This is a genomic window from Siphonobacter sp. SORGH_AS_0500, from assembly GCF_031453245.1.
Lineage (GTDB): Bacteria > Bacteroidota > Bacteroidia > Cytophagales > Spirosomataceae > Siphonobacter.
In genome coordinates this window covers 4,519,430-4,531,265 of sequence record NZ_JAVIYT010000001.1, presented here as the reverse complement: position 1 = coordinate 4,531,265, position 11,836 = coordinate 4,519,430, and the positions used below count along the sequence as shown (strand labels likewise).

The window sequence follows — 11,836 nt, the reverse complement described above, 5'->3', positions numbered from 1 at the left end:
AGGCGGTTAATAAAGCATTGTGGGCTCATTTGATCGCTGAAGGCTCCGAGTGACCGGGCCTGATCAGAACACTGGTGGTAGTAGATAATATACCCTGGTCACTATACGGAAGGCTTAGTAAAAGCTTGTAGTTAGCAAAATGATTTTGCTGAGAAGCATAACCTCGGTTTGGACAACCCGAATAATTTTCTCTGATGAACATATAGAACGGATAAGTAAACCAGCACTCGTTTTGAGGCGAAGAATCAGTAGGAACTGTCCATCGACCGGCGGTTTCTCTGATTCGGGTGACAATTCGTTGATTGTAAGAATCAGGAAGATTACCCATTACCTGAATACTATCTACCAAACCCTCATAATTAACTCTAAATTTAAATTCTCCGTATCTGGTTTCACACTGGGGCGAGCCTTCATTAGAACTTATTCCGGCCCACTGAAGAAAATACGATACATCGTCCCGACTCGTATGGAGTTTTAAGTAATCACGAAAATTAAGTTTAAACGCAGGAATCCATTTCTTTTGCTGAGCCTGTAATGCAGATATACCAAAAAAGAAAAACAGTAGAAGAGTTAATACCTGTGTTTTTAGGAAAACGTGATTCATAGCGTGGAAGGGTCTAGAACAGACATTATACAAAAAAGGCAGAATTTCTGCCTTTTTTGTATAAAATCAGTATCTACAAAATATACCGCGTCGAAAGAAAATTCGATTCGTTCTTTTGCAGAATCTCATTAACAATCGCTTTGTTTTCACTGGTTTCTTTCGTGGCGACAATCGTTCGAATGGAGAAAGAGCGAAGGGCATCATTTACTGATAAGGTACCTTCGGCGGAATCCTTACGACCCGTAAAAGGGAACATATCCGGTCCACGTTGGCATTGGGCGTTAATGTTAACCCGCGAAACCTGATTTACTAACTGATCCACCAGATTAGCAATTTCCACGGGATCGTTACCAAAAATACTAACCTGCTGTCCGTGCTGAGAATCAATTAAATATTGGATGGGTTCTTCTTCACTCGTAAAAGTAGCCACTGGGATAATGGGGCCGAACTGCTCTTCCCGATACACCTTCATGCCTTCAGCCACGGGATAAAGAATGGCTGGATACACAAAAGATTTGAAGTTTTCACCGCCGTGTGGATTGATTACACGAGCACCTTTGAGTTTGGCGTCTTCAATGCATTCAATCAAATAAGCGGGCTTATTAGGCTCGGGCAGAGGCGTTAGGTTCACGCCTTTTTGCCAGGGCATACCCAGTTGCAGTTTGGCTACGGCTTCGCTGAGTTTAGAGAGAAACTCTTCAGCCCGGTTTTTATGAACCCAGAGAATTTTCAGGGCCGTACACCGTTGTCCATTAAAAGATAACGCACCCAGTACCGATTCTTTTACGGCTAAATCCAGATCCGCATTTTCAAGAATAATACCTGCATTTTTGGCATCCAGTCCTAAAATGGCCCGCAAACGGTTGGTTTTCGGGTGCATTTTCTTAAGATCCGACGCGACACGGCTGGAGCCAATGAGCCCTAATACATCAATTTTACCCGATTGCATTAATCCCGGAATGACGGTATTACCGCGTCCGTACAGTGTATTAACTACGCCGTGAGGGAAACTTTCTTTAAAGGCTTCCAGCAGTGGGTAATGCAGCAGAGTTCCGTGTTTGGGAGGTTTGAATAACACCACGTTACCCATCAGAATTGCCGGAATGAGCATCGTATAGGTTTCATTCAAAGGATAATTGAACGGTCCCATGCAAAGCACTACGCCCAGTGGCGAGCGGCGAACCTGCCCAATGATACCTTCCTCGATGATGAATTTGGAATTCTCGCGGTCAATGCGTTTGAGCTCATCGAGGGTGTCGTGAATGTACTGCACGGTGCGGTCAAATTCCTTTTCCGAGTCGGCCAGCGATTTACCAATTTCCCACATGAGCAGCTTCACCACCTCGGCTTTCTTTTGCAGCATTTTCTGGGTGAAGGTTTCCATGCAGGCAATTCGGCCCGCAACAGACATGGTCGGCCATTCACCGCGACCGTTATCGTACGCTTTCAAAGCGGCATATAATACTTCCATGCCGTCGGCAGCATCCACTACGGGGTAACTACCGATGCGAACGGGTTCCCAACCGTCGGCGGTGCGTTGATGAATGGGCGAATACACATCCTGGGTTTTACCTTGCCAGGATTTCATGGTTCCTCCAATCAGATATTCCCGCTGCTCTAGGGGGGCTGAAAGGGCGTGTTCGGCGGGAATTTCTTCCGCTAGGGGAAAGAGAGACTCAAGTCGTAGCGTACTCATGATGAAAAGAAATTTATGTAATCTTCTATAAATCAGAGTTGAATGAAGCGTTGTAAAGCCTTATGGAAAAGACGGAGAAGATTCTGCCAGACCCGATAAATGTAGTAGATTTTTCATCCGCTTCCTTCACCATGAAAAGGAAGCGGAAAAAGAAAGAGCTAGAAAAATCCTAGATGATTTCTTGAAGAAGTGTTCTGAAATGAACGAATTGCAAACCGTAACGACGGTCAATTTCAGATTCTAAACGGGCCGAATAATCATTAACGTAGGTATTATAATCGTCCATATCGGCAAAAAAGAACTGGAACGTATAGGTTACCCCACCCTGATCAATTTCCGTGAGTAGTTTAAAAATGCGATTACCAATGGGAAGATTAGTTGCCAGGACAGCCGGAACGTGGGTGTTTTTCATCCATTCAATCCATTCATCATGGGCGGCGTGTTCAATATTATACGTGACGTTATAAAGCAGCATAGTGTTATGATAAGGGTTCGGGAATGCGTGATTTCCCTTTCTAAAATGGTTTTTACTGATTTGTTGCCTGGTAACAAACCTAAACCAAGAATTAAGGATGGCAATACCTTGAGGTAAGAAATTTATTTCTTTTCCAGATTTTATCCTTGTCTTTGATTAAAAAACATGGTGCCATTCCGCCCTCTTCTGTAAAACAAGTAGCATGCGGTCGGGTTATTGCTGGCAATACTTTTTGCTAGTGAAGAAGCGGGAGATAAAACAGGTAAGCCCCAAAGAGACCTGCTATACGAATACGGATGGAAAAAATTTCAATTTGCTGGTTGCGGCGGGATCTTCGTCTGCACGACCAGGCTGCTTTATATCACGCCTTACGCGGAACGTATCCCGTATTGGTCTTTTTTATTTTTGATCGTGAAATTCTTGATGACCTGGAAGATCGCCGGGATCGTCGGGTAGAGTTTATTTATGAGCAAATTCTTTCCCTTGATAAAAAGCTTCAAAAGCATAAGTCGGGGCTACTGGTGAAATACGGTTCGGCCTTACCCGTCTGGAAAGAGGTTTTGAAGGAATATGACATTGCCGAAGTCTACACGAATAATGATTATGAACAGTATGCTCTAGAACGGGACAAAGCCGTAGCTGACTTGCTGGCAACTAAACAAATTCCCCTGCATAGTTTTAAAGATCAGGTTATTTTCGAAAAAGACGAAGTGTTGAGTAAGGCCGGAAAACCTTACTCTGTTTTCACGCCCTATAGTAAAGCCTGGAAAACTAAAGTCAATGACTTTTACGTAAAGTCGTATCCAACCGAGAAATACTTTAAAAACTTTTTTAAGGCCAAACTTCCCGCTATTCCCAGTTTGCAGGAGATGAATTTTGAGGCCGTAGGCGAGCCCTTCCCTTCGTCAGAAATTAATGAAGAACTCATTAAAGACTACGACAAAACCCGTGATTTCCCAAATCTGGAAGGCACAAGCCGCATGTCGATTCACTTGCGGTTTGGTACTGTTTCCATTCGGGAACTGGTTCGGGTGGCTCAAAAACTCAACGCTACGTATCTCAATGAGCTCATGTGGCGGGACTTTTATTTTCAGGTACTTTATCACTTCCCGCATATTAACTCAGGCCACGCGTTTCGGCCTGAATACGACCGAATTCAGTGGCGTAATGATGAGAAAGATTTTGAAGCCTGGTGTGAAGGACAAACGGGTTATCCCATCGTGGATGCGGGCATGCGGCAGATGAATGCAACAGGCTTTATGCATAATCGGGTTCGGATGATTACGGCAAGTTTTCTGGCTAAGCATCTGTTAATCGACTGGCGGTGGGGCGAAGCTTATTTTGCCAAAAAACTTCTGGATTACGATTTTTCGGCTAATAACGGTGGCTGGCAGTGGGCAGCAGGTAGTGGCTGTGATGCCTCTCCTTATTTCCGGGTGTTTAATCCAGCTTTGCAGGCTAAGAAATTCGATGCCAAACAGGAATACGTTCGGCATTGGATACCCGAGGTAAGTGAAGCTCATTACCCCGACCCGATTGTAGAACACGAAACGGCTCGGGAACGGGCCATTACCACCTATCGAAAAGCGGTAAAGAAAAAATGATTCTTACTGAGAAAGGTATTCAGTAAGGTGGTTCTGAAGTTCCTGTACGAGAATGTGGCGTTGAATTCGACCGCCTTCTGTGACGAGCGTGATTTCGCCCCGCTCTTCTGAAACAACGATAATAGCGGCGTCCGAATGCTCGGATAATCCAATAGCGGCCCGGTGACGAAAACCCAGGATGGGTGAAATATGAGGACTTTCAGAAACGGGTAACATACATCGGGCTGCTTTAATACGGCCATCAGAGATAATGACGGCTCCGTCGTGCAGAGGGCCGTTTTTCTGAAAAATTGCCAGCAGAATAGCCTTGGAAAGTTCCGCATCAATACTATCGCCGGATTCAATGTATCGTTTAAGCGAATCTTCTTTTTTAATGGCAATCAGGGCTCCGGTCCGGCTGGCGGCTAGTTTTTTAACGGCGTCTATCACGGGGGCTAATTCCCAAGTGTTATGATTTTCGGACTTCTGTTGAAAAATACGGTTTAAAATGGGGTACTGCTGAAGGTTGGTGGAACGGCCTACAAAGATGAGAAATCGCCTGATTTCGGGTTGAAAGATAATCACCAGAGCCAGTACGCCAATTTCCATGAACTGACCTAAAATCGTGGAGAGTAACTCCATGTTTAAGGCTTTGACAATCAGGTAAAAACCGTATACAAGAAGGTAACCCAGAAAAACCCGGCTTGCAATGCTGCCTTTGATCAGAAAATAAATCTGATACATCAGAAAAGCGACCAATATCACGTCGATAAGGTCAGAAAAGGCAACGTCTAAAAAGCCAAGACTATAGAGCAACATTCGCCAATGATTAACAAATAGGATTGAAAGGGCTAGTCGTTTGACGAGCGAAAAACCAAAAATAAAAATTTTGAAGCTAATATCCGCGTATTATTTTCATGTATTTTGTATTAATCAAATTTAAAATATAATTAAAATATTAAAATTGAGTAGTATTGACGGGTTTTTACCCAAAGCAGCCAAATTAATGCTTTGGGCCTGCTTCGAGGTGTAGCTGATTAGTGTGGATCCAGCCATCCTGAATCAGGCGTTTGAAAATGGTTCGAGCCGGCACCAGATTTGTTCCTTCCGAACGAATGGAGGCTTTCCAGAAAGCCTGTTGATCAGGTAAGGTTTGTAATTCGACGCTGTATTCGTTACCCGTGACACGAGTGGCTCCGTAACTGTTTTGCTGAATGATATCGCCCGTACGTTTGACAATCATCACTACATCGGCTTGACAGACTTTATTTTCTTTGGTAATGAAGCTATCCACGGAGTCAAAAGCTAGCTCCTGCGAACGAGAAACCGTACACAGTGAATAGCCTTCCGGGCAAAATTTCAAGAAACGCTGGGAGTCTCTAACATCATGGGAAGAATCCAGCAGGAGTACTAAAATCTTACGAAAAGAAGCCTCCTGATGCGTTTTCGAGCTGGAACGAACGGAAACGCAGCTAGTTAGAAAGGCGAAGACAAGGAAAAAAGCAGTGGACTTGATCATAGGTTTGGTAGAAAAATACCAATTATATGAAATTAGCTTTAATCTTACCTGAAAAAGTGAATAAACTGCCTTTTTTAATGTACTTACTAATTTGTTAGAAACCTTACTCAGGCCGTATATCCCAGTAATAGTAAGTTCCTTCGCTTCGCTCTGGATGACAGATTAAAGTATCTGCCAGCTTTACTTAAGAGGCATCTATGAAAGAAGGGAGAAGCTAGCTTAAGATTCTCCTTTCTTTATACGAAAAAGCCATTTTAGACAGCCTTTTACTGTTCAGAAACGAATAAATTCCAGACCTGCTGAGCCAGACTCCAGCTAACCAAATCCAGTAAGTCGGTAGAAGGGACATCCGCAGTTAATACCTCCGCATTTTTTTCTGTAAAAGCATACGAATCAAAAGCGGAAAGTACCCAGTGAGCCGTACTCTGATGACTATACGCATAAATAAAGACCGACACTGGGGGCTGAATAGACTGCACAAGCTGGAAATGATGAAGCAAAAAACGTAGTGTTCGGATCATGACAGCATCTAGTAAATTCTGGCCCGTCAGCTCTAGGCAAACCTCCACTTTCGTAAGTAAGGTTTCTGCCGAATGACCCTGGTCAGTTAATGACCTCAGCCAGCGTTGCAGCGTATGCAGTACATGGCTTAATCGTCTGGCGATGTTCTCTTCTACTGGAGAAATAGGAGAAATAAGGCGGAAAGGTTTGAAGGAGGTCGAAAAAGAAGTTTTACGAAGAAGCCCTTCTTCAAAACCAGGTAGGTCAGGATTGAGTTTACTACCAAAGCCCCCTTCAAGGGCCGTGGAAAAATGACGCTGCAGGGTATCGGCCAAAGCCAAGTAATCCACTGATCCTGAGAAGTAGATTTTCTGATCAGTGGGGTTGAGGCGAGTGGCTAGTAAATCGTAATCCAATTCTGGGCTTTCAATTACTAATTCAGTAGCCTTGCTCTGGGGCAGAGAGGTTGGTAGGGATGGATCGGTAATAAAAACCAGTGATCGGGCTAAAAGCTCAGGTTGTAATCGCTGGCTTTCAGAGATGGAGTGGCCGGGAAAGGAAGATGCAAAATCTTCTAGCTCCAGGTTCCATTCCTTCAACAAAGCCAGAGCCGCTTCTCGTAGTCCTTGCGGAATAAACTGCGTATGATTAGGGTAATAAAATTCAGCTAAAGGAGTAGTAAAGTTGTCGGTAAAAGTCATGGTTGGGGTCGTTTGAAAGTGACGTATTTACAAAAAGGCAGCTAGGGGGTAACGGTTTCTTAACTGAAAATGCATAATTTGGGAATGCTTTTCTCTAAAAAGAGCGTACTCAAAAAAATTTGAGGAATTTGCTTAAATACTTTTTACGGGGCCATTCTGTTTATTTATCTTTGCACCCCTTGTGAAAAATCCAGCCTGAAAAGAGCCTTGCAGACTGCCATCAGAGATGCCAAATCCGTTTGGCAAGAGTGTTTAAAGATCATACGTGAGTACGTGCCCGACCAGAGCTTTAAGACCTGGTTCGAGCCGATCGTGCCCGCACGTCTGTCTGGAAACACCTTGACCATTCAGGTACCAAGCGAATTCTTCTATGAATGGCTGGAGGAAAATTACGTGCACGTGCTGCGAAGGGCCATTGACCATGCCATTGGCCGTCAGGGCATGTTGGAATACGCAGTGATTGTGGATAAAGGCGACGATAAGAAGCCGCCGATGGGTTATACCGTTCCGAACCAGCGACCTGCTCCTCAAAATGCACCCGCTCCGCAGAAGAAGGCAAATGCGGAACCCGAGCAACTTCGAAATCCTTTTGAATTACCCGATTTAGATGGGCTGGAATTAACGTCCTATCTGAATCCCATTTATACCTTCGAGAATTACGTTGAAGGGGACTTTAACCGGCTGGCCCGCTCGGCGGGACATGCCGTTGCTACCAAACCCGGAGTTACCTCCTTTAATCCACTGCTGATTTACGGCGGGGTAGGTTTGGGGAAAACGCACCTCGCTCAAGCCATTGGTAATCAGATCAAAGCGTCTGACGCGGGGAAATTTGTGTTATTTGTTTCCACCGAAAAATTCATGAATCAATTCGTGATGGCGGTGCGGAATAACTCCATTCAGAACTTCACTAATTTCTACCTGCAAATTGACGTACTCATCCTGGATGACGTACAGTTCCTGGCAGGTAAGGAACGAACTCAGGAGACATTTTTCCATATTTTTAATCACCTTCATCAAACTGGTAAGCAGATTATTATGACGTCCGATCGTCCCCCAAAAGATTTACAGGGGCTTCAGGATCGTTTGCTTTCGCGTTTCAAATGGGGGCTTTCCGCCGATTTACAGATGCCCGATCTGGAATCGCGAATTGCCATCATCATGAAGAAACTACACGGCGATGGGGTGGATATTGATTACGAAGTCATTGAATACCTGGCTCACTCCATTGATACCAACGTGCGGGAGCTTGAAGGTGTCGTGGTTTCTCTGATTGCTCAGGCTACCCTGTTACGTCGGGAGATTGATATGAATCTGGCCCGGCAGGTGCTTCGAAATATCGTTCAGGACTCAGAGCGGGAGGTTACCATTGAAACCATTATGGAAACCATTTGCCAGCATTATAAAACTACGCTTCAGGATATGAAGGGAAAGAGTCGCAAGAAAGAACTCGTTTTCCCTCGTCAAGTAGCGATGTACTTTGCCAAGGAATACACGGATTTATCGCTTAAGTCCATTGGTTACCACTTTGGAGGCCGCGATCACTCGACGGTGATCCACGCCATTCAAACCATTTCCGAGTTAAAGGAGCATAACAAAGACGTAAAAGCTCAACTGCTCGAACTTCAGAAAAACTTCGGGAAGCGAAATTAGAAATACGTTGGGTTTGGAGTTATGGAGGGGAAATTCTTATTTCAGCTCACACACTACTTCAGTCCAACCGTATGATTACTTGCCTTCGTCGCTCTCAGCTTAATACTGTCGCCTATGATGCCTGCGTAGAAGCCAGTGAGTGGGGTACGATTTACGGCCTTTCCTGGTGGTTAGATCTGGTTTCTCCGCAATGGGAATGTCTGGTCTGGAAAAGTACGAAGGGTCAATACCGGGCCGTTCTCCCCGTTCCCGTGCAGCAGCGTTATGGTTTCCGTTTCGTACATCAACCGCTCTTCTGTCAGTTTCTGGCTTTATACGCTGGTGAAAGTCTTAGTCTTGATGATCAAAAGCTATTTCTGGATGCTTTATTCCGCCAATACCGCTTCATTGCCAGTTTCTCCCTTAGCTTTCCTGCTCTGTCTTTATTAAATACCTATTCTTTCGCCCGCATTACTACTTTTCAAACCCATGTGCTTTCACTCGGCCAATCCTATGAGTCGATTCGTGAAGCGTATAAACGGGATCGGAAAATGAACGTAAAGCGGGCTGAAAAAGCTCAATGGACGATTTCCGTAGGGAATCAAATCACGTCATTAGCCGACTTATTCCGGTACTACCACGAGCATCAGATTCAGGGCGGAGCTCATCCCAGGACGTATGAATTACTGAACTCCTTGTTTGAAGCAAGTCAGAAAAGGGGCTTTTCCGAGTTATGGTATGCGGAGAAGGCAGGCGAAATCCAAGCCGGAGCCTGGTTTGTTACCTGGAAAAAACGTACGCTGTATTTGTTCAATGCAGCCAATGAGGAAGGCCGCCGGGGTAATGCCCGCACTTATCTTATTGATCGTTACCTAAACGAAAAAGCCGGAACTTCCGGCTTATTTGACTTTGAAAGTGCTCAGGTTACCGATATTGCTAACTTCTATGCTAGTTTCGGAAGCAGGGTAATGTCCTTTTACGAACTCCGAGCCAATCAGTTACCCGGATGGGTGAATACCCTCTGGGAACTGCGTAATCGCATGCGGTAACTATTGCCACTGGAATTCTTCCCGCATGCCTCTGTAGTTTTTAAGATCCATCGCTACAGCACCTACCATCAGATCAAATTCTACCTTGACCGGTACTTTATTCGCATCATCCGAAACCCAGATACGGATGGCTTCCTTGCCGTCAAAAAGTTTATTTTGAGGCATGATGGGAATGATGCGGTGCGTGTTGAGCTTACCAAATTTGGTTTTCACCACTTCTTTGCCAACGTAGCGAATCTGGAGGTTAATAAAATCGTTGTCATAAAAGGTTTTGACCGTTGTAATCTGGCCTTCTTTCATGCGGTTAAAATCCACCGTTCTCAGAAAAAAATAGCCACTAATGACATCATAGATCGAGCCAGGAGCTTTAAATTCCTTCACTTCTTCCTTTGAATCCTTGCCCTTACTTACCGAAACGATCTTGTCGCTTTCCTGATCGAAGCTAACCTTTTGCTCTTTCTGATAACGTCCTTCCTGCTGCCGCATGGAAAATTCCATAGGCAACAGCGTTTGCGGATCAATGTAGGACTGCCAGGAGTCCCGAACTTTCGTTACCAAATCAAATGCTCCTGTGGTTCTGCCCGTGGCCGTCACGCGGTAACAGGCTTTTCCCTTCACACGGTGAAATTTATCGCTGACATCCACGGTGGCTTCGGCAGCATTAATAAAACCATAGTGAACGCGGTACTCCAGATGTTCGCCGGGCGTTGCCTGAAAAGTGGTCCTTGGAGTTAGCTCCTGAAGTGAAATAAATCCTAATCCAACAAAACCACTTAGGAAAAACACTAGTAAAGAGAAGCGGGACATTCGCATGTAAAAGGGGAGTAAATGATCGTAATGAATCCGGTTGTAAAGGATATTAAGAGTCGTATTTAGTTTTTAAATAGGATAGGTATCGTTTGAAATCACCCCGAAACTTTTCCTTAAATTCAATTTCAAACTCATTTCGCCGAGAATTATACGTGGCAAACCCTACAAAGAAAGCATTATTTGGTAATTCATCAGCTTTCCAGCTTCGCCGCCGCACCTGAGTAAGGCCTTTATATAACGTATCAGCCTGTTGAATAATATAACGAATCTGCTGGTGTTTCAACTGATCTTTTCGTTGATTCGACCACTGGGGCAAAAAAGTTGCGTATAGACTATCTAGTGATAGTTTACCCCGATTGAAGTGCTGTACATAGCGATCTCTGAATACTTTACCCTGCAAATAGGTTTGGTAAACCGGGGAGCTAGTGCCAAAACGCTGTGCCAAAAATCGGACGGCTCCATAATCGCCGATGAAGTTAGCCAGATTCTCATTGAACTCATGTTGATTTTTAATAAAGACAGTGGCGTGAGTCATTTCATGCATGATCAGACTGGCCAATCGTCCTTCAGGCAATGAAAGCATGCCTGACAGAATAGGATCGTTGAAGTAACCCAAGGTACTATAGGCCGAAACCGGGCTGATTTCGGTATCGTAACCTGAACAGAGCTTCTCTTCTTTTTGGGCTCGTTGCAAATCAAAAAAACCTTTATAGGTAAAAGAACCGATGATGGGAAAAGAAAATTCAATGGCTTTGACCTGGTAGGGCTCTGCTACGGTCAGAACGTAACAAATGGGTTTATTGTGCTGATCGTAATAAGACTGATATAAGGGGGTGTCGTTGAGACCCAGTGAATCAATGGCAAACTGCCGGATTTCTTCAATAAAGCGAAGTTTGCTTTTAATGGAATCGGGCACGGAAGAATCCTGAAGTACTTCACTAACGGGTTTAGCTTCCAGCAGGACTCTGGCCCCGCCGCTGAGTTGCCCGTAGCTGTAACTTACCCAGTCCCACTGCCAGATGCCTACTACCAGCACTAGCAAACCGATGGACAGGGCAATTTTTTTTATGATATGTTTCATGGTTGACTTTAAACAATAACCTGGACTTCAATAAAAACGCTTTTTTTGTAAACGGCAACCAGATATATCCATTTTCCTCGTAAATATGTTTTAAAATCAATCCGGGACGGAACGTTTCGGTGTTCAAATTGATTAAAAAAATAGAACAAATATTTAGGGGTGATTAGGATATTTGGCCCCTAATGTGT

11 protein-coding genes are annotated in these 11,836 nt (G+C 44.4%); 3 read left to right on the top strand and 8 right to left on the bottom strand.

Annotated features, from left to right (window positions below; genetic code table 11):
• Nucleotides 1–25: 25 nt before the first annotated feature.
• The 3 genes from QE357_RS19105 to QE357_RS19095 all read right to left on the bottom strand — a co-directional run bounded on the left by QE357_RS19105 (nt 26) and on the right by QE357_RS19095 (nt 2,775).
• On the bottom strand, nt 26–604 hold the full coding sequence (locus QE357_RS19105; protein ID WP_309710804.1) for a hypothetical protein: 579 nt from the start codon (nt 602–604) through the stop codon (nt 26–28).
• A gap of 73 nt (nt 605–677) precedes the next feature.
• A complete protein-coding gene (locus QE357_RS19100) occupies nt 678–2,300 on the bottom strand; it encodes an NADP-dependent glyceraldehyde-3-phosphate dehydrogenase (RefSeq protein WP_309710801.1) in 1,623 nt (540 codons plus the stop codon).
• A 169-nt stretch (nt 2,301–2,469) separates the two neighbouring features.
• Nucleotides 2,470–2,775 (bottom strand): DUF4286 family protein, encoded by a 306-nt coding sequence (locus QE357_RS19095; RefSeq protein ID WP_106637117.1) that lies wholly within the window; start codon nt 2,773–2,775, stop codon nt 2,470–2,472.
• Between the two features lie 296 nt (nt 2,776–3,071).
• Here QE357_RS19095 and QE357_RS19090 point away from each other — a divergent pair, with 296 nt between their 5' ends.
• Nucleotides 3,072–4,379, top strand: coding sequence for a deoxyribodipyrimidine photo-lyase (locus QE357_RS19090; protein WP_309710797.1), 1,308 nt, complete (start codon nt 3,072–3,074; stop codon nt 4,377–4,379).
• A gap of 3 nt (nt 4,380–4,382) precedes the next feature.
• On the opposite strand, the gene cdaA is transcribed toward QE357_RS19090, so the two are convergent.
• The 3 genes from cdaA to QE357_RS19075 all read right to left on the bottom strand — a co-directional run bounded on the left by cdaA (nt 4,383) and on the right by QE357_RS19075 (nt 7,079).
• The gene (gene cdaA, locus QE357_RS19085; RefSeq protein ID WP_106637119.1) at nt 4,383–5,177 is read right to left on the bottom strand and encodes a diadenylate cyclase CdaA; all 795 of its coding nucleotides are present in this window, start codon (nt 5,175–5,177) and stop codon (nt 4,383–4,385) included.
• 184 nt (nt 5,178–5,361) lie between these two features.
• Nucleotides 5,362–5,877, bottom strand: a complete 516-nt coding sequence (locus QE357_RS19080; RefSeq protein WP_309710793.1) for a hypothetical protein — start codon at nt 5,875–5,877, stop codon at nt 5,362–5,364.
• A gap of 266 nt (nt 5,878–6,143) precedes the next feature.
• Nucleotides 6,144–7,079: a hypothetical protein gene (locus QE357_RS19075; RefSeq protein ID WP_309710790.1), complete on the bottom strand. Its 936-nt coding sequence runs from the start codon at nt 7,077–7,079 to the stop codon at nt 6,144–6,146.
• Nucleotides 7,080–7,286: 207 nt separating this feature from the next.
• On the opposite strand from QE357_RS19075, the gene dnaA reads away from it, so the two are divergent.
• Together dnaA and QE357_RS19065 are read left to right on the top strand one after the other, a co-directional pair.
• Nucleotides 7,287–8,729 carry a chromosomal replication initiator protein DnaA gene (gene dnaA, locus QE357_RS19070; RefSeq protein ID WP_232793722.1) on the top strand — a complete coding sequence of 481 codons (1,443 nt, stop codon included), beginning with the start codon at nt 7,287–7,289 and terminating at the stop codon, nt 8,727–8,729.
• Nucleotides 8,730–8,800: 71 nt separating this feature from the next.
• Nucleotides 8,801–9,757, top strand: coding sequence for a GNAT family N-acetyltransferase (locus QE357_RS19065; protein ID WP_309710787.1), 957 nt, complete (start codon nt 8,801–8,803; stop codon nt 9,755–9,757).
• Here the strand turns inward: QE357_RS19065 and QE357_RS19060 are convergent, their stop codons facing one another.
• Together QE357_RS19060 and QE357_RS19055 are read right to left on the bottom strand one after the other, a co-directional pair.
• Nucleotides 9,758–10,570 carry a DUF3108 domain-containing protein gene (locus QE357_RS19060; protein ID WP_309710784.1) on the bottom strand — a complete coding sequence of 271 codons (813 nt, stop codon included), beginning with the start codon at nt 10,568–10,570 and terminating at the stop codon, nt 9,758–9,760.
• A 46-nt stretch (nt 10,571–10,616) separates the two neighbouring features.
• Complete coding sequence (locus QE357_RS19055) at nt 10,617–11,648, bottom strand: aminopeptidase (RefSeq protein WP_309710781.1); 1,032 nt, start codon at nt 11,646–11,648, stop codon at nt 10,617–10,619.
• Nucleotides 11,649–11,836: the final 188 nt, after the last annotated feature.

Excerpts from the sequence above, each read along its gene's own strand:
- QE357_RS19105 (WP_309710804.1), bottom strand. The coding sequence starts at position 604 with ATGAATCACGTTTTCCTAAAAACACAGGTATTAACTCTTCTACTGTTT.
- QE357_RS19100 (WP_309710801.1), bottom strand. The coding sequence starts at position 2,300 with ATGAGTACGCTACGACTTGAGTCTCTCTTTCCCCTAGCGGAAGAAATT.
- QE357_RS19095 (WP_106637117.1), bottom strand. The coding sequence starts at position 2,775 with ATGCTGCTTTATAACGTCACGTATAATATTGAACACGCCGCCCATGAT.
- QE357_RS19090 (WP_309710797.1), top strand. The coding sequence starts at position 3,072 with ATGGAAAAAATTTCAATTTGCTGGTTGCGGCGGGATCTTCGTCTGCAC.
- cdaA (WP_106637119.1), bottom strand. The coding sequence starts at position 5,177 with ATGTTGCTCTATAGTCTTGGCTTTTTAGACGTTGCCTTTTCTGACCTT.
- QE357_RS19080 (WP_309710793.1), bottom strand. The coding sequence starts at position 5,877 with ATGATCAAGTCCACTGCTTTTTTCCTTGTCTTCGCCTTTCTAACTAGC.
- QE357_RS19075 (WP_309710790.1), bottom strand. The coding sequence starts at position 7,079 with ATGACTTTTACCGACAACTTTACTACTCCTTTAGCTGAATTTTATTAC.
- QE357_RS19065 (WP_309710787.1), top strand. The coding sequence starts at position 8,801 with ATGATTACTTGCCTTCGTCGCTCTCAGCTTAATACTGTCGCCTATGAT.
- QE357_RS19060 (WP_309710784.1), bottom strand. The coding sequence starts at position 10,570 with ATGCGAATGTCCCGCTTCTCTTTACTAGTGTTTTTCCTAAGTGGTTTT.
- QE357_RS19055 (WP_309710781.1), bottom strand. The coding sequence starts at position 11,648 with ATGAAACATATCATAAAAAAAATTGCCCTGTCCATCGGTTTGCTAGTG.